The 20,126-nt window shown below is 64.8% G+C and carries 21 protein-coding genes and 1 tRNA gene; 7 read left to right on the top strand and 15 right to left on the bottom strand.

All coding sequences use genetic code 11. The annotated features are described in order from the left end of the window. The first annotated feature begins 17 nt into the window (after positions 1-17). A tRNA-Ser gene (locus ACZ1I2_RS03760) sits at positions 18-108 on the top strand. 153 nt (positions 109-261) lie between these two features. Continuing rightward, positions 262-1,458 carry a tyrosine-type recombinase/integrase gene (locus ACZ1I2_RS03755; protein ID WP_465175087.1) on the top strand — a complete coding sequence of 399 codons (1,197 nt, stop codon included), beginning with the start codon at positions 262-264 and terminating at the stop codon, positions 1,456-1,458. 113 nt (positions 1,459-1,571) lie between these two features. Here the strand turns inward: ACZ1I2_RS03755 and ACZ1I2_RS03750 are convergent, their stop codons facing one another. The 8 genes from ACZ1I2_RS03750 to ACZ1I2_RS03715 all read right to left on the bottom strand — a co-directional run bounded on the left by ACZ1I2_RS03750 (position 1,572) and on the right by ACZ1I2_RS03715 (position 8,943). Further along, on the bottom strand, positions 1,572-1,898 hold the full coding sequence (locus tag ACZ1I2_RS03750; RefSeq protein WP_465175088.1) for a Rap1a/Tai family immunity protein: 327 nt from the start codon (positions 1,896-1,898) through the stop codon (positions 1,572-1,574). Between the two features lie 157 nt (positions 1,899-2,055). After that, positions 2,056-3,270, bottom strand: a complete 1,215-nt coding sequence (locus ACZ1I2_RS03745) for a hypothetical protein (RefSeq protein WP_465175089.1) — start codon at positions 3,268-3,270, stop codon at positions 2,056-2,058. A 149-nt stretch (positions 3,271-3,419) separates the two neighbouring features. Then, positions 3,420-5,153, bottom strand: coding sequence for an SLC13 family permease (locus ACZ1I2_RS03740; RefSeq protein WP_465175090.1), 1,734 nt, complete (start codon positions 5,151-5,153; stop codon positions 3,420-3,422). Further along, positions 5,150-6,436 carry a cation:proton antiporter gene (locus ACZ1I2_RS03735; RefSeq protein WP_465175091.1) on the bottom strand — a complete coding sequence of 429 codons (1,287 nt, stop codon included), beginning with the start codon at positions 6,434-6,436 and terminating at the stop codon, positions 5,150-5,152. The genes ACZ1I2_RS03740 and ACZ1I2_RS03735 overlap by 4 nt, the downstream gene beginning before the upstream one ends. After that, positions 6,433-7,989, bottom strand: a complete 1,557-nt coding sequence (locus tag ACZ1I2_RS03730; protein ID WP_465175092.1) for a DUF389 domain-containing protein — start codon at positions 7,987-7,989, stop codon at positions 6,433-6,435. Before ACZ1I2_RS03730 ends, ACZ1I2_RS03735 begins: the two co-directional genes overlap by 4 nt. A gap of 53 nt (positions 7,990-8,042) precedes the next feature. Next, complete coding sequence (locus tag ACZ1I2_RS03725; RefSeq protein WP_465175093.1) at positions 8,043-8,300, bottom strand: DUF5985 family protein; 258 nt, start codon at positions 8,298-8,300, stop codon at positions 8,043-8,045. A gap of 2 nt (positions 8,301-8,302) precedes the next feature. Beyond that, positions 8,303-8,575, bottom strand: coding sequence for a DUF5985 family protein (locus tag ACZ1I2_RS03720; protein ID WP_465175094.1), 273 nt, complete (start codon positions 8,573-8,575; stop codon positions 8,303-8,305). Next, positions 8,575-8,943 (bottom strand): hypothetical protein, encoded by a 369-nt coding sequence (locus ACZ1I2_RS03715; protein ID WP_465175095.1) that lies wholly within the window; start codon positions 8,941-8,943, stop codon positions 8,575-8,577. The genes ACZ1I2_RS03720 and ACZ1I2_RS03715 overlap by 1 nt, the downstream gene beginning before the upstream one ends. Before the next feature lie 148 nt (positions 8,944-9,091). Between ACZ1I2_RS03715 and ACZ1I2_RS03710 the strand changes: the two genes are divergently transcribed. Beyond that, a complete protein-coding gene (locus ACZ1I2_RS03710; protein WP_465175096.1) occupies positions 9,092-10,420 on the top strand; it encodes a chloride channel protein in 1,329 nt (442 codons plus the stop codon). 535 nt (positions 10,421-10,955) lie between these two features. Here the strand turns inward: ACZ1I2_RS03710 and ACZ1I2_RS03705 are convergent. The 4 genes from ACZ1I2_RS03705 to ACZ1I2_RS03690 form a co-directional block, all read right to left on the bottom strand. Continuing rightward, positions 10,956-11,123, bottom strand: a complete 168-nt coding sequence (locus tag ACZ1I2_RS03705) for a hypothetical protein (protein WP_465175097.1) — start codon at positions 11,121-11,123, stop codon at positions 10,956-10,958. Between the two features lie 209 nt (positions 11,124-11,332). Beyond that, on the bottom strand, positions 11,333-11,875 hold the full coding sequence (locus ACZ1I2_RS03700; protein WP_465175098.1) for a hypothetical protein: 543 nt from the start codon (positions 11,873-11,875) through the stop codon (positions 11,333-11,335). A gap of 306 nt (positions 11,876-12,181) precedes the next feature. Further along, positions 12,182-12,511: a hypothetical protein gene (locus ACZ1I2_RS03695; protein WP_465175099.1), complete on the bottom strand. Its 330-nt coding sequence runs from the start codon at positions 12,509-12,511 to the stop codon at positions 12,182-12,184. Positions 12,512-12,738: 227 nt separating this feature from the next. Next, a complete protein-coding gene (locus ACZ1I2_RS03690) occupies positions 12,739-12,942 on the bottom strand; it encodes a helix-turn-helix transcriptional regulator (RefSeq protein WP_465175100.1) in 204 nt (67 codons plus the stop codon). A gap of 754 nt (positions 12,943-13,696) precedes the next feature. Here ACZ1I2_RS03690 and ACZ1I2_RS03685 point away from each other — a divergent pair. From ACZ1I2_RS03685 to ACZ1I2_RS03675, 3 genes are all read left to right on the top strand, one after another. Next, entirely contained in the window at positions 13,697-14,623 is a 927-nt protein-coding gene (locus ACZ1I2_RS03685; RefSeq protein WP_465175101.1) for an ArdC family protein, read from the top strand. Next, complete coding sequence (locus ACZ1I2_RS03680; RefSeq protein WP_465175102.1) at positions 14,620-14,859, top strand: sigma factor-like helix-turn-helix DNA-binding protein; 240 nt, start codon at positions 14,620-14,622, stop codon at positions 14,857-14,859. The genes ACZ1I2_RS03685 and ACZ1I2_RS03680 overlap by 4 nt, the downstream gene beginning before the upstream one ends. Positions 14,860-14,930: 71 nt before the next feature. Then, positions 14,931-15,851 (top strand): HEPN domain-containing protein, encoded by a 921-nt coding sequence (locus tag ACZ1I2_RS03675; protein ID WP_465175103.1) that lies wholly within the window; start codon positions 14,931-14,933, stop codon positions 15,849-15,851. A 19-nt stretch (positions 15,852-15,870) separates the two neighbouring features. On the opposite strand, the gene ACZ1I2_RS03670 is transcribed toward ACZ1I2_RS03675, so the two are convergent. From ACZ1I2_RS03670 to ACZ1I2_RS03660, 3 genes are all read right to left on the bottom strand, one after another. Next, on the bottom strand, positions 15,871-16,365 hold the full coding sequence (locus tag ACZ1I2_RS03670) for a Ros/MucR family transcriptional regulator (protein ID WP_465175104.1): 495 nt from the start codon (positions 16,363-16,365) through the stop codon (positions 15,871-15,873). Between the two features lie 104 nt (positions 16,366-16,469). Beyond that, complete coding sequence (locus ACZ1I2_RS03665; RefSeq protein ID WP_465175105.1) at positions 16,470-16,694, bottom strand: conjugal transfer protein TraD; 225 nt, start codon at positions 16,692-16,694, stop codon at positions 16,470-16,472. Between the two features lie 16 nt (positions 16,695-16,710). After that, positions 16,711-17,034 carry a conjugal transfer protein TraD gene (locus ACZ1I2_RS03660; protein ID WP_465175106.1) on the bottom strand — a complete coding sequence of 108 codons (324 nt, stop codon included), beginning with the start codon at positions 17,032-17,034 and terminating at the stop codon, positions 16,711-16,713. A 171-nt stretch (positions 17,035-17,205) separates the two neighbouring features. Between ACZ1I2_RS03660 and traA the strand changes: the two genes are divergently transcribed. Then, a complete protein-coding gene (gene traA / locus ACZ1I2_RS03655; protein WP_465175107.1) occupies positions 17,206-20,091 on the top strand; it encodes a Ti-type conjugative transfer relaxase TraA in 2,886 nt (961 codons plus the stop codon). Positions 20,092-20,126 lie beyond the last annotated feature (35 nt).

The raw sequence follows: 20,126 nt of genomic DNA, 5'->3' as shown, positions 1-20,126 counted from the left end.
TGCGTTCCGGGGAATGCGGAGCGGTGGCCGAGTGGTCGAAGGCGCTCGCCTGGAAAGTGAGTATACGTCAAAAGCGTATCGAGGGTTCGAATCCCTCCCGCTCCGCCAATTACCCCTCTTCAAGGGCTCGCCAAATCTCTCTTAAAGTGCTATAAAACCTCACGAAATACGGTGTCGTTCGTTCCACCGAATTTCACTCAATCCCAAATTACCCCACACAGAGTGTGGGGTAAAATGTGGGGTAAAATGAGGGTAAGTCTCATGGGTAAGCTCACGGCGCTTAAAATTAAGAACCTGACCGAACCGGGTCGCTACCCGGATGGCGATGGCCTGTTTCTCGAATTGAACGGCAAAGGGTCGGGAAGATGGCTTCTTCGGGTTCAGTCGAACGGCAGACGACGCGACATTGGCCTCGGGTCCTTGAAGGGAGTTTCCTTGGCTGATGCCCGCGACGCAGCCTTCGTAACGCGTAAGAAGATCGCACAAGGGATCGACCCGGTCGCGGAGCGCAAACAGGAGCGCCAGACCGTTCCCAACTTCCGTGATGCCGCCAAACTGGTGCACGAGGAGCACGAAAAGGCCTGGAAGAACGGCAAGCACCAGAATCAATGGCTTGCGACCCTGACTACCTATGCCTTTCCCAAAATCGGCGACCTTCCCGTCGATAAGATCGAGGGCCCGGCGATTCGGGAGGTGCTGATCCCGATCTGGCTTTCAAAGCCGGAAACCGCGAGGCGGGTACGTCAGCGCATTGGCACAGTTCTCGATTGGGCCTGCGCCAAGGGATTTCGCGCGACCGAGGCTCCGATGCGTTCGCTGTCCAAGGGTTTGCCTCGCCAGCCCAAGAAAGACGGCCATTTCGCCGCGATGCCCTACGCGGACGTTCCGGATTTCGTCGAGAAGCTCAGCGAACGTGAATCCGTTGGGCGACTCGCGTTGGAAGCGCTCATCCTGACGGCGGCGCGGTCTGGCGAGATTCGCGGCGCGCTCTGGTCGGAGCTTGATCTGGATGCCGGTTTATGGACGGTTCCCGCCGAGCGCATGAAGATGGGTAGGCCCCATCTCGTGCCCCTTTCGCCGGAAGCCATCGCCGCGTTTGAGCGCGCCAAGAAGTGCAGAGCCGGCGTAGGGGACCTTGTTTTCCCTGGCCAGGACGTGAAGAAGCCGCTGTCCGACATGACCCTTCTCAAGATCCTTCGCGATATGGAGCTTGGCGTGACGGTGCACGGTTTCCGATCCGCATTCCGGGATTGGGTCGCAGAGCAAACGGATTTTCCCGGCGAAGTGGCGGAAGCCGCACTCGCGCATACGGTGGCAAACAAGGTGGAGGCGGCATACCGGCGAACCGACTTCCTGGACAAGCGCAGGATACTGATGCGCGACTGGGCCGGTTTCTGCAAAAAGGCCATCGCGCCATTGGGCGAAGCGAGGGAGAAGGAAACAGCCAACGAAACGTGACTGTGCCGGTGCTCGACTGTCATCTTCGGAGCGACAAGGGAAGCTCTGCGCCGAGCGGTAAAAATGGGCCTGAACGCCGGCGGGGCAGCGGAGCGGCTGGACACGCTTTCGCGTCAGGACCCGGAATCGCACGCCAGCGCTTCGCTCATGGCGTCCCGCACGCCGGCCGCTGCCGCGGATGTGAGATAGGCGGGATGGTTCGCCAAATAATCGGTCACGATCCTCGCGGCGTCCCTGGTATTGAGTTTCGCACGGCAGAATGTGCTGCCGGGCGCCTTCAATTCGGACAGGAATACGCCGTCGATCACACCCGCGACATACATGGAGCATTTCCCATCATTTGGTCGCTGACAGATCTCGTAGAGCCGCTCCCCGGTGAAGAAAGCGGGCACAGGAGGTGCAGCGACCTGCGCGGCAGCGAGCATGAGGGTCAAGATCATGTGGTCTCCGATAGGGCATGGCAGTTGCGCGATACGTTCCCACGCGTGGTGATGAGCGGCGAGGCCGGAACGGCGATCTCAAGGAATACCCGTTCCCGGGTGTCCGGAACAATGCTGGCGGGACGGGAGCCACCAAATATGGGAGGAGGCGAGCCGATTACTCGGCAGGCGCTCCCATTGCTGCCGCAACGAGGCAGATGAGGCCCACTAAGATGAACCCGGATCGTCGCCCCCATCCACCCGCCCCGGTACGGAGCGAGACCATGAGTGCCAGGCCGCACTGCAGGGCGTAGAATAACGCGAACGCGCGGGACGAAACGGCGACTACCTCGAACGGATCGGTCAGCCACACCACGGCGATGGCGAGGCCGCTGGCGATTGCAAAGGCGGTGGGGACCCCGATCCTCCGCCGAGACACTTCGCTCATCAGGCCCCCCGACCCGATCGAGTCCGCAACCGCCGCGCTGAGCTGGCTGGAGACGGCCCCGATCAGCACGAAGACACCGAGCGGCGCGGCGACCATCCGCATGATACCGAGGATCCCCGCCACCCCCTCGGCCTTGGCCGCCTCCCCCAGGAATGGCGTGAGCAAGGCCAGGAACGACAGATAAATGACCGATGCGATCCACTGCGCATGCCGCATCGTGCGGATGCGCAGCTGCTGATCATAGGCATGCCCCAGATAACGCGATGTCTCGAAACCCTGGATCGTGATCAGCAATCCGAGCAGCATCGGGAGGCTCGCCCAGGAAAGGCGCGGCGACGGCACCGCCGCGGTGACGCCGAGATGCATAAGCCACCAGCAGCCCAGCCCACCCAGCAGCCCGGCGATGATTCCGATCTTGATAGAGACCGTGCCGTGCGCGACATGCTCGACGCGGCGCAGTCCGCCGCCAAAGGCGAGCAGCGTCAGCAGCGCAATGATCACCGTCACTCCGATATTGGCGATTATCCCGTGCCACGCTTCTGGCACCGCGAGCGGTTCCATCGCGAATTCGGCAAGCAGCTTCAAATAATAGGCGACCGAGACCGCATAGGCACCCGCCAGCACCAGCTGGGTCATGCGCGCCGACCAGGCAACCGGATCGTGGAACGACCGACCGGCAAGATAATTCTCGACATGCACGATGTTCCACCGGATCACCGCCCCCACTGCGTAAGCAAGCAGCAGTAGCACCGCCATTGCCCAGAAGGCGGCACCGCCGAATTCGCGCGCCAGCAAGGGTCCCGAGATGAGAAAGCCGCTGCCGATGATCGAGGCGAGCGGCGTAACCGTCGCCGCCCAACTGTCGGACCGCGCGAACCTGCCAAAGCTGAGCCCACCCGCGACGAGCAGCGCAATGAGCGCGGCGACGATCGTGATCAGCAGCATTCCAGCCTCATATGTTCGCCGCGATGCGCCGCTACCGAGGCGTCTATCGCAGATGCACCATTTTGTCGTGGCAAGGATGTGCCGACATGGTCGCCGATCGCGCTCAACGGACGCCGACCGGCCAGCGATCGATACGATATGGCGAAATGCTAGCCGTAGAGCAGCGACAGGGTGAGCGCCGCTGTCGCGATCACGAGTACGACTAGGATCGCGCCGAGCCGGGGATAATCGGTGAACCGGTAGCCGCCGGGGCCCATGACCAGCAAATTGTTCTGGTGGCCGATCGGTGTGAGGAAGTCCGCCGATGCGCCGATCAACACCGCCAGCAGCGCTGCGTCGGGCGCGACCCCAAGCAGACCGGCAACGTCTATGGCCAGCGGTCCCATGATGATCGCGGTCGCCACATTGTTGAGGAAGATCGACAGCAGCATCGTCACTGCGCACACGGCTGCAAGCACCACGGCGAGCGGCAGACCGGCGAGCGTCTGCCCGAGAAATCCGGCCGCGATGGAGGCGGCACCGCTGGTTTCAAAGCTGTGCCCAACCGGGATCATCGCGGCAAGCAGCACCACCACGCTCCAGTCGATCGAGCGATAGATGTCGGCCGGCTCGATCAGCCGGACCGCGGCCAGCACGGTTGCCGCCCCGAGGAACGCGATTGCCGGCGACAGCCCCAGAGCGACGATCGCGAGAATCGCGGCGAGAAAAATCGCGACCGTCGCGAGCGCCCGGCGCGGGGCAATCGGCGCCGGATCGAACCGGTCGATCTCCAGAAGGCGTGCACTAGCCATGAAGCGAGCGAGATCGGCGGGCGCGCCGCGGACGAACAACTGATCACCGGGCTCGATCCGAAGGCGTGACAGCGGGATCCGTGCCCGCGCCGCTCGCGGCCCGACCGCGACGACGGCCAGCCGTTCGTCGCTGCGGCTCTGCACCGCGTCGTGCGGCAGTCCGACCAAGAGTGATCCGTGCCCGACAACCGTCCGCGCGGTGACATCGCCCTGCCCAACCGCCCGAATTGCCGGGGCCTTGAGAGCCAGTCGGTCGGCAACCACCCACTGGTTTTCTCGCGCCAGCAACAGAAGATGATCGCCGGGACGGAGGGGCGAATCAGCCGTTTTCGGAACCGTTGCGTCGTCTCGGAATATCGCCAGTAGGCGTGTCGATTGCTCGCGCAGGCGTGGCGACAGTGTCGCCAGCGACGAAACCGAACTCCCAGCAGGCACCGTCAACTCGAAAACGCGCCAGGGCGCACGGGCCTCCCGCTTCGCCGCCGATCGGATCGGCAGCAGCTTCCAGCCACCGAGCGTCAGGTAGGCAAGGCCCACGACCGTCACCGAAATACCAACCGGCGTCATGGTGAAGAATCCGAAGGGCGATCCAAGCTCCTGAGCGCGGACGGACGACAGGATCAGATTAGCGGGCGTGCCGATCAGAGTCGTCATACCGCCAAGGATCGTCGCGAAGGCAAGCGGCATCAGCGTCGTTGCCGGTGGACGTCTGGCATCGCGGGCGATTTCGGTCGCGATCGGCATGGTGATCACCAGCGCGGCGATGTTGTTCATGAAGGCCGAGAGAAACGCGGCCAGAACGAGCAGAGCTGAGACCCTGGCGGTGAAACCAACATGGACCGGGATCGCGAGGCGCGCCACGACCGCGGCGGCGCCCGATATCTCGACTGCACGCCCCACGACCAAGATGGCGGCGACTGCAATGACCGCCGGATCCGCGAACCCTTTCAATGCCAATGCCGGCGTGGTCAGCCCAAGGGCGAGGCAGGCAAACAGGGCAATAAGGGCAACAAGGTCATGCCGGACCCGCTCCGAAACGAACAGGAGCAGGGCACCCAGCAGGACGACCGTGCTGAGCGCCGCGGGGCTCATTGCTCCGACCGCGCCGACTGTGCCGCCCGCGCGGTGAGCCAGCTGAGCAGGCGCGCGATGCTGCCGCCCTGCACGATCACCGAGAACAGCACCACGATATAGGTCGCCGCCAGTGCGATCGATCGCGCCGGCCCTTCCGGTAGGCCCAGCGCCAACGCGACGGAGATGCCGCCGCGAAGGCCGCCCCAGATCAGCGTGGGCAAGGCGAGGGGACCGAGCGTGAGAAAGGGCTGCATGGTCGTGAGCGGACCGATCACCGACACGGCGCGGGCGAGCAGCACCAGCGGGATCGCCGCCAGCCCGAGCAGGATTAGGCGCATATCGGCCGGAACCGTCACCACTTCGAGCCCGATCAGCACGAACAGGACCGCGTTCAGGATGTCGTCGATCAGCGCCCAGAATTTCAGGACATAATCACGCGTGGTGTCGCTCATCGCGGTCGCGACGCCCTCGTTGCCAATCAGCAGCCCGGCAACCGCCATCGCCACCGGCCCGCTCACGTGAATCCAGCTCGCCAGCGTATAGCCGCCCATCACGATCGCGAGCGTGATCAGCACTTCGACCTTGTAATCGTCGATCGACCGCATCGCCCGGTAACCGATCCAGCCCGTCAGCAGGCCGAGCAGCACCCCGCCGCCTGCCTCGACCAGGAACAGATGGACGGCATGGCCGGCGGAAAATGGCTCGGTGCCGAGCGCGGTTGCCAGGATGATCGTGAAGACGACGACGCCGACACCGTCGTTGAACAGGCTCTCGCCGGCGACAGTCGCCTCAAGCGTCGGGGATACCCTGGCGCGCTGGAGCACACCCATTACCGCGACTGGATCGGTCGGACTGATCAGCGCGCCAAAGACCAGGCACCAGACCAGGGGAACGCTCAGCCCGAGCAGATCGGCCACCAGCCAGAACCCCGCCCCGATCAGCACGGTGGACAGCAGCACCCCGATGGTGCTCAGCACCAGGATCGGCCAGCCGCCGCGCTTCATGTCGCTCCAGTCGACATGCAGCGCACCGGCGAAGAGCAGGAACGACAGCATGCCGTTCATCAGCGTCTCATGGAAATCGATATGGGCGATGAAGGCGACGATCTCGCCGCCGATCGCGCTTGCCGGCAACAGCAGATCGATGCCGACCAGGATCAGCGAGGCGACTGCGCCCATCACCGTCAGCCCGACGGACGGCGGCAGCTTGAGGAAGCGGTGATTGATATAGCCGAGCAGCGCCGACAGCACGATCAGGATGGCCGCAGCGTTGAACGGCGTGATGACGAGGCCGTGGATCATGGGGCCTCCGCCTGGACCGGCGAGAGGACGATTATCTGGCCGCCGCCGCTACCCGGGGCAGCGCGCAGGCCCTGCGCGCGCAGCAGCGCGGCGATCGCCAGCGCCCGCCTCGCAGCAAGCGGCGGATTATCCGGCGGAGTTCCGTCCGGGAGCCCAGGAACGGCAAGCGCCGGAATGTTCCAGCGCTGCGCCTCCCAGATCGACAGCTGAACGGCATCCTTCGCTGCATCATCGAGGGTGTCGGCGTCGCCCGAGAACCGGATGGGCGGGAAGCTCGCCAGCGGCGGGACGACCCGGACCTGCCAGTCGGGAGCTGACGCCGCCATGCGCTGTTCGAGCGCGCGGTAGGTCGCCGGCGTCGCGCCGGGCAGCGCGGTCGCGGTCGCCGTGATGCGATGATGGTCACGGTCTATCGTGACATCCTCCGGCGACACGCCGGCGCTGAGCGCGACCAGCGCGCCGAGCCCCCTCGCCTCGGCGTCTTCCGCCGCCGACGCAGCGGATGCCTGCCGTAGCTCCGCTCGTTGGGCATCGGTCGCGCTCGCACCGGGATCAAGCAGTATCTGATCGACCTGCAAACGAACCGGACGCCCGAGCCGTGCCGCCAGCGCCCGTTGCAAGGCGCTGCTGTCCTGAGCCGCAGCCCGGGGCGCGATCACCACCGAGCGGATCGAGAGAGGGTCGGCGTCGAAGCCGATGTCGAGCTGGGTCACCCGCGCCCCGCTGCCGAACCGATCGCCGAGAAACGAGCGCACTTGAGTGGCGGTGACGGTCTCGCTCGCGATACGGCCGAGCGAGATGCCAAGCGGGATGGACATGGCGACGAAGATGATCGTCAGCACGATGGTCTGGGTCCAGCTCTGCTGGCTGGAGAGGAAATGCCCGAAGCCATAGAATCGCGCCATCACGGTCGCGGCCAGGGCGATCGTCATCAGGTTGGTGACGAACAAGGCGAACGACCCGGCCAGAACCGGTATATTCCAGGTCGCGAGCCCGAACCCGACCACCGCGAGGGGCGGCATCAGTGCGGTCGCGATGGCGACGCCGACGATCGTCTCGCCGCGTCCGCGAATGATCGCGAAGGTGCCGGCGAGAGCTGCGAAGAGCGCGACGAGCAGGTCGAAGAGATTGGGGCGGGTGCGCGCGAGGATTTCCGCGGTCGGCGCTTTCAGGGGCGATGCCAGCACGATCAGCGCGGTGAAGGCGACGGCCGCGATCGAGCCGATTGCCAGTGCGGTCAGCGAGCGGCGCGTCTCCGTGAAATCGAACAGGGCAAGGCTGAATCCCAGGCCCAGGATCGGTCCCATCAACGGCGAGATCAGCATGGCGCCGATGACGACCGCCGGCGAGGACAGGAGCAGTCCTAGCACCGCGATACCGGCCGACATCGTCGTCATAAAAGCGTAGCGCGGCGACCAGCCGCTATCCTCCACGATCCGCTCCATGACGCCGCCGTGGTCGACGGATCCGACCACCGCATGGCGCCACCAGCGATACAGGGTAGTGCGCTGCCAACGCCAGCTGGCGGCGCCTTCGGCAATCTTGGTCGCCATCGGGTCCCCTTTCCTCGTTATCCGCCGGAGCGGCGTTGCCGATCTGTTTGGGCCTATCGCTGGCGATTCTTGAGCCCGATCGCAACCAGGATCAGGACAAAGGCGAAGAGCCGAAGCAGGAAGAGCCAGCTGCGTTCCTCCACCGATGCGTTCGAGAAGGTGAGCAGCGCCTGGTTGAGACCGAGCAGCCAGAACGACCCAGCGAACGCCAGGAACAGGCCATCCCCGCTCTTGCGCCAGAAACGGAGAAAGAAGAGCCCGGCGACCAGGAAGCCGGCGACGACGACGCCGGAAAGAAAAGGCACCAGCATGGCTATTCCTTCAGGTCCCAGACGAATCCGAACAGGAGCACGCCGAGACCGGCAGCGGAGAAAGCGAGGCGCAGGACGCCCAGATTGATATCCGGCAGCACCAGAAGATCGAGGATCACCAGGAAGTTGTTGGCAGCCAGGAGAATGAAGCAGATCGCGCTCCATAGCAGCACCCGCACGCCCGTATGGAGGTAGCTGCGCGCGAGCAGGAAAGCGCAGGCACCGCTCGTCGCGAAGCACAGCGAATAGACGGCGGTCGGAAATATCTCCGGCATCAATCCCTCCTCAGCCTGAAAGCGTCCGCGAACGCCGCGATGTCGTCGCCGGGCGTGACGATGAGCCGCCTGACCGAATTGGGCTTAAGACCATAGAGGCTCGCCGTATCGCCGATCAGCCGTTCGAGGGCCTCGGTCGCCGGACCATAGCGCACCGCGTCGGATTCCTCGATCACCACCAGCCCGCCGGCAAGGAGATTGTCCAGGCTCGTGCCAATGACTGCCTGGCTTGCCCTGAACGCTGCGACGAGCTCGTCGCGCGACCAGGACCTGTCGGGATCGCGTCTCAAGTGTAGCAACAGCTCGAGCGCCCAGACCGACCGAAAATGACTCCTGATGAAGCCGGCAAGTTCTGCGCTGGCGGGCATACAAGTCTTCTAGGGTTTCGGACGGGGATGACAACCGATAGCGACACACCGTGCTCCCCGCGTCGGGTACGGCCGGTACGGTGCAGAGCCCTCTTCGGCTCGGGAACGACTGGCGCCGGGCGGAACCACACGCTAGGCCCGCCGGATTATGAAGCTGTCAGTCAACAGGCGCTGGCGTGTGCTGCTGCGCCGCCATGGGCCGGCCTCTGCCGTATGGCGCCGACGGATCGCCATGGGCACCGGCGCGGTCTCGATCGGCCTTGCCGCCCTGCTTTTCGCGCATCTCGCGGACCGGGCAAGCGACCTGTTCGGGTATCTGGTCCGAACCTGGCACTGGTTCCCGTTGATCGCTACGCCGCTTGGCTTTGCCGCCATTGCCTGGCTCACCCGGAGGATCGCTCCGGAAGCGGCGGGCTCGGGCATTCCGCAAGTGATCGCCGCCGCGCAGAATCCAAGCCGGGCCGACCGGGTCCTGATTTCGCTGAAGGCAGCTGTGCTCAAATGCGCTTTCACCGTCGCCGCCCTGCTGTGCGGCGCTTCGGTCGGTCGCGAAGGCCCCACGGTACAGATCTCGGCGGCGATCCTTAGTTTCCATCACCGGATCCTGCGGGCTCCGATGCGCGCGTCCATGGTCATCGCCGGCGGCGCAGCGGGCGTCGCCGCCGCGTTCAACACGCCGCTTGCCGGCGTCACCTTCGCCATCGAGGAGCTGGCCGACGCGTATGAGCAGCGCGTCGCTCTCCTGGTGATGACCACGATCCTTATCGCCGGCATGGTGAGCCTCGGCCTGGCCGGTGACTATGTTTATTTCGGCGCCGTGGGCGAGACGATGAAGGCGGGCGCGGTACTTCGGGTCGCGCCCGTCGCCGGTGTGCTCGGCGGCCTCACCGGCGGCCTGTTCGCCCGGGCCATGCTCGGCATGGGCGCGGCGCGCGACCGGTGGCTGCCCTGGCTGAGCGAGCGGCCGGTAATCTGGGCGATGGCCTGCGGCGTTGTCGTGGCGGCGACGGGCATAGTGAGCGGCCTCACCTGGGGTACCGGCTATGGCGCAGCCCGCTCGATCATCGATGGTACCAACGCACCCTATTGGTTCGGGCCGGCCAAGTTCGCCACAACGCTGGCCACTGCGTCCTCGGGTATGCCCGGGGGCATCTTCGCGCCGTCGCTCGCGACCGGTGCGGGACTCGGCGCTATCCTGCGGCCGATGTTCCCGGGCGATCCCGGCGGCGCGGTCGTGCTGCTTGGCATGGTTGCCTATTTCACGGGGGTGGTGCGCGCGCCGTTGACGGCGGTGATCATCATTGTCGAGGCGACCGCCAGCCGCGGGCTGATCCTCCCGCTCTTCTTCGCGGCGCTGATCGCCCATGCGGTATCGGCGCTGGTATGTAAGGAACGCCTGTACCACGGCCTCGCCAAGCCCTGGCGCGCGGCGCTCGCGCAGGCCGATGCGCCCCAACGCGCCGATCCAGACCGCTGATGTGATGCCCTGTACGGCGGCAGGTCGTCAGTTGGTGTCGATCAGCACCAGGTCCCCGCCCTCGATCCCTTCGAAACGGAGGACTCGTGACTGATCGCCGCACCGCCCGCCAGTTTGGAGCAGTTGGTCCTGGACCCCTATCTCGCCCCTCAGGGCGACCGCATAAGCGCTGCGGCCCCGGCGCGCGCCGAGTATGCGCGCCCCGGCCGGCATCGTCAGAGCGTCCCTGTCCTCTGCAAAACCGCTGGGCAATGACGAACGGTTCTCAGGCGCTACGATTTCGACCGGGTCAGGTTCAACGCGATCACAGCGGCGGTGGAATCGCGACAGGACATCCGCCGGCAACTGCGCCAGGCGATGATGGACCGGGCGCTCGGCGCCTGACCTCGCGTATTCGCCGGCGACAGGGACAAGACAGAATCCGTCGTCTTGTGAGGATATCCACTGAAGAGCACATGCAATTGCGGGCGGAAACCAGGTCGCGACCGCATGGTGCCGACGCGTAGCGCGCTGACGGTTGGCGCCAATCCTTAGCCTAGAGCAAGTCTTTCAACTGCTTGCCGATCGCCGCCCCGGCCAAATGTGCCCGGACACCTTCATATCCCTCAGCGGTCAAGGCACGTCGAATATCTTCTACGGACTGGCACGACCTACTGCGGGCGAGCTCGAACGCGCGCTCCACCGTGCCCTTGTCGGGATCCATCAATGCGATCCTGCGGCCGGCCGTACCGCGATTGGAGCGCAGCACGATGTACCGTTTCGGCGCTCGACTTGCATGCCGCCGGCGACTGCGTTGATCGGCGAGCAGGCCGCGACGGCCAGAGCAGGACCCACAAACCGGCCACCCGTTGCAGGCGCCGGCGAAAGCAATCCGGATTCCTCCCGTCTCGTCACTGCCGATATGCGATGAGGCTATTTCCTGGCGGCAGCGACGGCGGCGTCGAACTCCGCCGAGGACATGCCAATAATGATCGCGCCGGCGGGACTTAGGCTGAATGCGCCGACAGGCAGGCGGACATCCCCTCCCGCCGTGGTAACGTCGACGGTCGTATCTGCCGCCTCCTTCACCGTACCGACCACGTTGGTGCCGCCCACACCGTGAACCACCGCACCGGGCACGAGTTTGGACTTTAGCGCTGTGGCGGTTTCGGCCGCGGCCTGAGTCGCAGCACTGTCCAGCTGGGTCCTTGTCATGCCGAGTACCGGCCCCTTCGGACCGGTGCCGAAAGACTTGGCCGACAGCGTAACCTTGTTGGTCCCGGTCGACACGACAACAGCCTCTCCAGCGAGCGACTCAATGGTCCCGACCTCAGCCCCAGCGGGGTCGAATATTACGGTCCCGGGCTTGAGTTCGGGCGCCGGTGCCGCGGGTGGCGCGCTTGCCGTTGACTGGGCGATCGCACTGCTGCCGCAAAGGAGCATCGCTACCGCGAAAAGGCTTGTCTTCAGCTGCATATCGATCCTCCGTTGAGAGGCCTTCGAGCCTAAGGCGCAGTCCCAAGTTGATCGCCGCATACGCGCCGTAGCGTGCATCCGCAGCGGCGGGACGAGGCAGACATCCCTGCCACGCTAAGCCGTGGCCCGTCAGCGCTGATAATTGTGTCAATCGCTGCGCCCGATCCCGCAAACGATTATCGCGGTATCGGCACAGCAGATCGAGTCTCATGGGTGGAAGTCGCTCACGCTCCAGTTATCAGCGCCGGTACCGAGCAGACGTCCACCGGAGAACAGCCATTTGTCCTGACGCAAAAGCGGCTAGCCTTAGCTCGGGGCCCCAGAGAAAAGGATGAGGACGAGCACGATGGCAAGCACGGCCGTCGCGCGTTCAAACGGAAGCCTGTCGGCAGGACCCCCGTTCGCGAACGGCGTTATTCCGCCACCATTTTTTCGAACCAACTCTTCGCGATGGATTTTTGCGAGCATGATGCCGGGATCACCGCGGGGTTCCATGCTACCTGGCGAGCCGTAGAGCAGCGGTACGTTGGCCAGCAGGTCCGTTTCAAGCCGCTGCGCTGCCTCGCCGCGGCGCTTATGGTCCTCAACGAAATGCGTTGCTCCGTAGGACGACAATTGGCGGCTCGAATCACTCATGGACGTGCCCGATTTTGCCCGCCCTCTTCGCCGATGCCCGTCCTTCGCCACGTCACATGCTCGCTATTTGCGCTCAGACTAGGCTTAGCAGCACAGGGTAAACAGAAGGCTCGAACAACACGCACGAAAATCGAAAAAAAAGGCGCGGCGTAAGCTTGTCCGCATGGACGGCCGTCAGCTTGCGACCGAGGGGTCTTTGGCGCGGCCCGTCGCAATTTGCGCGATTATCACCCAGGGTTCGCCGAATAAAACATGGGATTGTCGAGCCAGTCGTTGACCGCTGATTCCCGCCAGCCAGTACAGCGGATGCTGAGCTGGACATTCTTAGGGAAGGTGCCGTTCTGCATCTTCCGGTACATGGTCGAACGGCTGAGGCCGGTACGTTCGAGGACGGTTTTCAGGCGGAGGATGCGGTCGGGAGTGTCGGTCATGGCATGATCCTGTCTGCGTCGGTCTGGCTCCCCGCGAACAGGATTGGGATTTGAGCGAGTGGCGCAAGGGGGGTGGCGATACCTGACGCGACCAGGCGACCTCTGGCGCAGAAAGACATCCCCTGCCGTAGGTCCGATTTTTAGCCTGGACCTCACGGCGTCTTACGCCTCCGGCGTGACCGCGCTCTACGCCGCTGCGCGGCGCCGAGTCGCTCTGCGGCGTCTCGGTCCATTCGGATGACGATCGCTGACGCTGGATCGACCGGGATCGATCCAGACCGGCGGGTGCCGGCAAGCGGAACGCGGTTGAATGGAGCGCGCACTGGCGGACTTCTTGCGAAGCCGCCAGGGGTCGCGGCACCTTTGCTTTTGCTGCGTCGCACACTCGATCCGGCCGGGAGGCACGGCGGCGGCTGGCGCACACGCCCGCGCGCACGCCGCCGCGCCGGACGCCCGGATTCGAGGGTGCATCTTTGATCGGCCCTGTTGGGCCTGCGCAGCGCTGCGCGCTGGTGATGCTGCGGTCGCCGCGCCGGGCGCGGCGGCGTTTTGCCTCCGGCACTCGAACTGGCGGGGTCGGCGTCGCTTCCCTGTAGTCCCGCCGCGGCGGGCAGCAACTCGAGGCAAGCTCGGGTGCGGCACCTTGTTGGCCCCTTCGGGTGCAACCCGCCGCTCTTGCGGGACTGCCGGTCCGCTCCTGCCGCCAACCCCGCCACTCCGGCGCCGGTTGCGGTGTTTGAGAAGGAGCGAGGCAGTGAAGAAATCTGTTCAGGCGCAGCGTCCGGTTACCAGTCTTTATACTGAGGTGACCGATCGGATCATCGCGGAGCTGGAGGCGGGGCGGCTGCCGTGGGTCCAGCCATGGGGCGATACCGGGGCGGATGTGGGCATGCCCTGCAATGCCGGGACGGGGCGGCGCTACTCTGGCGTCAACGTCCTGACGCTCTGGGTTGCGGTGATGCGGGGCGGCTATTCGTCGCAGCGGTGGCTTACCTATCGGCAGGCGCAGGCCTTGGGCGGCAATGTCCGTAAAGGGGAGGTCGGGACCAGTGTCTGTTACGCGGATCGGTTCACGCCGAAGGATCAGGGCGAGGGCGAGCGGGACGGCGAGGAGGCGCGGCAGATTGCGTTCCTGAAGCGGTTCACGGTCTTCAACGTCGATCAGTGCGAGGGGCTGGGTCCGGACCTTGTCGCGGCGGCGGTTGCGCTGCCGGAGGACCAGATCGTGCCGGTTGCCGATGATCTGATCGCCGCGAGCGGCGTGGACTTCCGGATCGGCGGGTTGGAGGCCTTCTATCTGCCGGCGGAGGACCTTGTCGTGGTGCCGCCGCGTCGCGCCTATTTCGACGAGATCAACGCCTATCGGACATGGCTGCATGAGCTGGTCCATGCCACCGGGCATGCGTCGCGGCTTGGGCGGGACCTGACAAATCCGTTCGGGTCGGCGGGCTATGCGCGGGAGGAGCTGATTGCCGAGATGGGATCGGCGTTCCTGTGCGCGTCGCTCGGGATCGTCCCGACCGTTCGGCATGCCGATTATGTCGGGTCATGGCTCGAGGTTTTGCGGGAGGATAGCCGGGCGATCTTCCGCGCCGCGAGTGCTGCGAGCAAGGCGGCCGACTGGCTGCTCGAACGGCACGCCAATGCCTGTCGCGCGTATGCGCAGGAGGAAGCGGCATGACGCGCCGGGCACGCGAAGCCGCCGAGCTTGTCCGGCTGGCGGCCGCGATCGACACGCTGCCGATGGCGGAGCGCGCGGTCTATCTTCTGGGTGCCGTGGATGGTCTTGATTATCCACGCATCGGCTTCCGGCTTGGCCTGTCGGTCGAGGAAGTGGAGCGGCTTACCGCCAGCGCGGTGCTTGCCGTCAGTCTCGCCCTCGATGGCGCCGATGAGCAGCAGAAACCTCAGGAATGAACGCGCTTTCCCGGTGATGCCCGGCTTTACGGCTGGGCATCGCCGGATCGATCCGGCTAGGATGAATGGCAATGCGTAGCGACCTCGACCACCTGCCCGCCTCCAAGCAGCGCGAACTCGCGCACATCGTGCGCGTGCTGTTCGAGGAGTTCGCGGACGCGACCGCGCGGGCAACCTCACCCTGGAAAAAGAACGGGCGCATCCTGAAGATCGTCCTCTACGGCTCCTACGCCCGCGGCGGCTGGGTCGATGATCCGATCGGCGGCTATCAGTCCGATTACGACATCTTGGTGGTGGTCGACGAGGAACGGCTGACTGACGTGGTGGACTATTGGTCCTCCGCCGATGACCGGCTGATGCGGGACATGACGATCAACGGAGCGCTCAGCGCGCCGGTCAATTTCATCGTTCACAGCCTCAAGGATGTGAACAAGCAGCTTGAGCAGGGACGGCCTTTCTTCATCGACATCGTCGAGCAGGGGATTGCGCTCTACGAGGCGGAAGGGTTCCCGTTTGCGAGCCCGCGCGTGCTGCCGCCTGAGAAGGCACGCGCCGAGGCGCAGAAGTATTTCGACACTTGGTTTGCGAGCGCGTCGCGCCGCATTCGCGCGTTCGAGTTAGAAACCCGCGAGGCCACAGTGGACCCAGAGTGGCGAAAGGATGCGGCCTTCACGCTGCATCAGGCCGCTGAGCGTCTCTATCACTGCACAATGCTGGTGCTGACGCTTTATAGTCCGAAGTCGCACAAGCTTAATTTCCTCCGCTCGCATTCGGAGGAGATCGCGCCCGCGCTGATCAATGCTTGGCCGCGTGATGACAAGTTCAGCCGACGCTGTTTCGAACTGCTCCGACAGGCCTATGTCAACGCGCGCTATTCGCCTGAATACAAGGTCAGCGCTGAAGAATTGGGCTGGCTTGGGGCGCACGTCGCCGAGCTGCAGACTCTCGTGAAGTCCGTGTGCGAGGCGCGGCTCGCGCCGTCCGGTCAGTGACCGGACGGCGCTCGTGGGTTCAGGCTTTTTTCGGGCGACCCGGGCCGCGCTTGGCGGCGGGCGCTGCGGCTTCTGCCTTCGCTTGCCGGCCCTTCTGGCCAAGCCCGATCTTGTGCGCCATTTCGCGGCGCGCCGCTGAATAAGTCTCGGCGACCATCGGGTAATCGGACTTGAGATTGTAGCGCTCGCGATATTGCTCAGGCGTGAGGCCATGGCCCGACAGATGACGGCGGAGAGTCTTGTACGGCTTGCCGTCGATCATCGAAATGATGTGATCCTTCGACGCGAGCGATTTGCGCGCGCCGACCGCCGGCGTGTATTCCGGTGGGGGCGTCGCATCTTCCGCGGTCTGCTCTGCGGAAGAGCCTTGCGCCAGCTCGGTCACCGTCGCGTGCATCTTCTGCAGGAATGCGGGCACATCGTCCGAAGCAACCCGATTGTTTGGGTTGCCGAGCCAGGCGATCGTGAGTTCGGTTGCTAGTTCGACGGCCGTTGCCGCATATTGGTCAGACATTGAGGTTCCTGAGAAAGGGGATGGCGCCAGTTTTAAGACGCCGATCCGGCGTGAGTCTCCCGACCGGTGGGTCCTTGCCGTGTGGTTTGAGAACTAGCAAGACTTCAGACCTCTGGAGTTGCCGTCCCCGAATATTCGAATGCACGTTTCCCGCGCCGCTGCCAAAGTATCAGTGCCTGGTCACGACCCGCGCCGCGCAATGTAGCCGCTGCCTCGACCATCACGCCAAAGATCACGGCGCGGTCGTCATCGGTCAACTGGACCAGCCCAGCTTTTGCTACAAGCCCGCCAAGCTCGATCAGCTGGCGGGTTCTTTCGCGGCGCTTCACGACCCAGGCCCGTGTGTCAGTTCGTGCCCGTTTGAGTTCGAGACGGTGCTGCGCCGCTATCACCCGCTTTAACGCCGCCCTGGTTGTGACGATCAGTGTCAGCCACGACCGTCGCGCTTTGAAAGAACGCAGCGCCGCGCTTGCTCCAGCTCTCTTTTGCCGCTGCATCCTTGTTGGCAACTCCCGCCAGCAGCAGGCCCGCGAGCTGCTCGACCGACAGCGCATCGGCCCCGGTCGCGATCACCAGCTCGCCCAGTTGAAGGACCTTGCGCTCCTTCAACTGTTTTGCCCGGTCGCCGAGCGCCTTCAGTTCCGAATCAAAATCCCGGGGTTTTCGCATGGTCCGTCCTCATGTTGCGCCGTGAGGACGGACCAGTTATCGCTTTGATCGATTAGTCGCAATGCACTGAAATATCTTGGGACTTTCGCGTCCCGAGATTGATGAAATCTTTCGAGGGCGCGCTTATACGTCGTGCCGACGTCGCTTTTGAAGTGTAGATGAATTGCCGTCATGGCGATCTACCATTTCTCGGCCAAGGTCATCTCCCGCGCTGCCGGATCGAGCGCCCTGGCTTCGGCGGCGTATCGTTCGGCCTCGCGGCTGCACGATGAACGGCTCGATCGCAGCCATGACTTCTCGAACAAGGCGGGCGTCGTCCATTCGGAAGTGATGCTGCCGGACGGCGCACCCGAGGAACTCGGCGACCGCGAAAAGCTGTGGAACGAGGTCGAGGCGACCGAGAAGCGGATCGACGCGCAGCTGGCCCGCGAGATCGAGTTCGCGATCCCGCGTGAGATGACGCAGACGCAGGGCATCGAGTTGGCCCGCGACTTCGTGGCGCGCGAGTTCGTCGATCGCGGCATGATCGCCGATCTCAATGTGCATTGGGATATCGGCGCTGACGGCCTGGCCAAGCCGCACGCGCATGTGATGCTCACCATGCGCGAGGTGGGTGACGACGGGTTCGGTCCGAAGAACCGCGACTGGAACGCGACCTCCCTTTTGGAGAAATGGCGGGAGCGCTGGAGCGAGCACGTCAACCAGCGGCTCGCTGAACTCGATATCGATGCCCGCATCGATCACCGCTCGCTTGAGGCTCAGGGTATTGAGCTGGAGCCGCAGCACAAGATCGGCCCCGCGGCGTCGCGCATGGCGGCGCAGGGGCTGGAGTCCGAACGGCTCGCCGAGCATCTTGAAATCGCCCGCACCAATGGCGAGAAGATCATCGCCAATCCCGGCGTCGCGCTCGACGCAATCACACACAGCCAAGCGACATTCACGACGCGCGATCTCGCTCGGTTCATCCACCGGCACAGTGACGGCAAGGAGCAGTTCGATCAGGCAATGGGCGCGGTCCGCGCTTCGCCGGAGCTGGTGGCGTTGGGCAAGGACGGGCGCGGCGCGGAACGCTTTACCAGCCGCGAGATGATCGAGACCGAGCGACGGCTTGAACGGGCTACCGCCGGGATGGAAGCGCACCGGCGCCACGGCATGGCCGACCAGCATCGCAAGCTTGCACTCGTTCGCGCCGAGATGCGCGGATTGGTATTGTCACCGGAGCAGCGCAGCGCGTTCAAGCATACTACCAAGGCACAGGGCATCGGGGTCGTTGTCGGCTATGCCGGTACCGGCAAATCGGCGATGCTCGGCGTCGCGCGAGAGGCGTGGGAAAGCGCCGGTTATCAGGTCCAGGGTGCGGCGCTATCCGGCATCGCCGCGGAGAATCTGGAGGCCGGCTCCGGCATTCACGCGCGCACGATCGCCAGTCTCGAGCATCAATGGTCGCAGGGCAGGGAGCTGCTGACCGATCGTCATGTGCTGGTCATCGACGAAGCCGGGATGATTGGAACGCGGCAGATGGAGCGCGTGATTGCCGAGGCCGAGAGGCGCGGCGCGAAGGTTGTGCTGGTCGGCGATCCCGAGCAGCTCCAGGCTATCGAAGCTGGCGCGGCATTCCGCTCGATTGCCGAGCGCCATGGCAGCGTCGAGATTACTGGCATTCGTCGCCAGAAGGAGGAGTGGCAACGCCAGGCGACGCAGCATCTGGCAACCGAGCGAACCGCGGAAGCAATCATCGCGTATCGCGATCATGGCGCGATCTACGCGACCGCGACGCGGGAGGTCGCGCGCAACGAACTTATCGACCGCTGGGACCGCCAGCGGCAGGCCGACCCCAGCTCAAGCCGGATCATCCTGACGCACACGAACGACGAGGTCGCGGCGCTCAACCAGGCGGCGCGCCAGCGGCTTCGCGAAACGGGGGCTCTTGGCGCCGACGTATCGTGGCGGACGGAAAAAGGTGAACGCCGGTTCGCGGTCGGCGAACGGGTGATGTTCGGGCGCAACGAGCGCAGCCTGGGCGTCACGAACGGTTCGCTGGGTCGCATCGAAAGCGTCACGGCCACGCGCATGGCGGTGATGCTCGACGACGGCCGCGCGGTCGCCTTCGATCACAGAGACTACGCCGCGATCGACCACGGCTATGCTGCGACCGTGCATAAGGCGCAGGGCGTGACGGTCGACCGTGTCCACGTGCTCGCCACGCCCGGTCTCGATCGCCATGCCGCCTATGTCGCGCTGTCGCGCCACCGCGAGGGTGTCGAACTCCATTATGGCCAAGATGACTTTGCCGACGACGGCAAGCTGGTGCGGGTGCTTTCGCGCGAGCGTGCGAAGGACATGGCGTCCGACTACGCCCGCGACTTCGTCGATCGCCGTCAGATCGTCCTACCTGCGCCGGCGATCGAGAAGGCGACGTCCGCATCGGCCCGGGATCGGTTGGCTGGGGTCAGGCTCAACACCGGCATTTCGGAACTTGCGCAGCCATCAAAGGCACCAGCATTTGAGCCCTCGTCAGCGCTGCCGGACGCTGTAACGCGCCATGCGCGGATCGTCCGCGCCTTGCAGTTTGCGCAATCAGTCGGGGAGCCGTTCACGGCCGATCAGCGACACGAACTGTCCAATAGTCGCGCAGGGCTGAACGCGATCCGGCCGCACGCGGCGCTGGATCTTGAGACGGCGCTGGCCAACGATCCGAGGCTGACCCGCGAAGCCGCCGATGGGCGAACCGCAACCACGGTCCGCGCCATGCAGCTTGAGGCCGAACTACGCGTCGATCCGCAGCTTCGCGCGGACACGTTCGTCCAGCGGTGGCAGGCGCTCGATCACCAGCGCCGGATGCTGCTGCGTCAGCACGAAGACATCCGCGCCAATGCGGTCGGCGATCGTATGATGGGCATGGCGAACAGCCTCGAGCGAGACCCTCAGGTGGAGTCACTTCTGCGCAATCGGAAAGCGCAGTTGGGCTTGCCGGAGATGCCGGGGCGCAGCGTTGGGCAGAGTCTGGCGGACGTTATTGGCCGAGGTCGGAGTCGGGGGCTGGGTATTGGGATCTAGAGAGATCTAGGCCACTCCATACTATCAGCCATTCG

It is taken from the genome of Sphingomonas sp. BL-S-29 (assembly GCF_055521495.1).
Note: the sequence above shows the minus strand (reverse complement) of the source record. Positions and strands in the feature narration are given on the sequence as shown.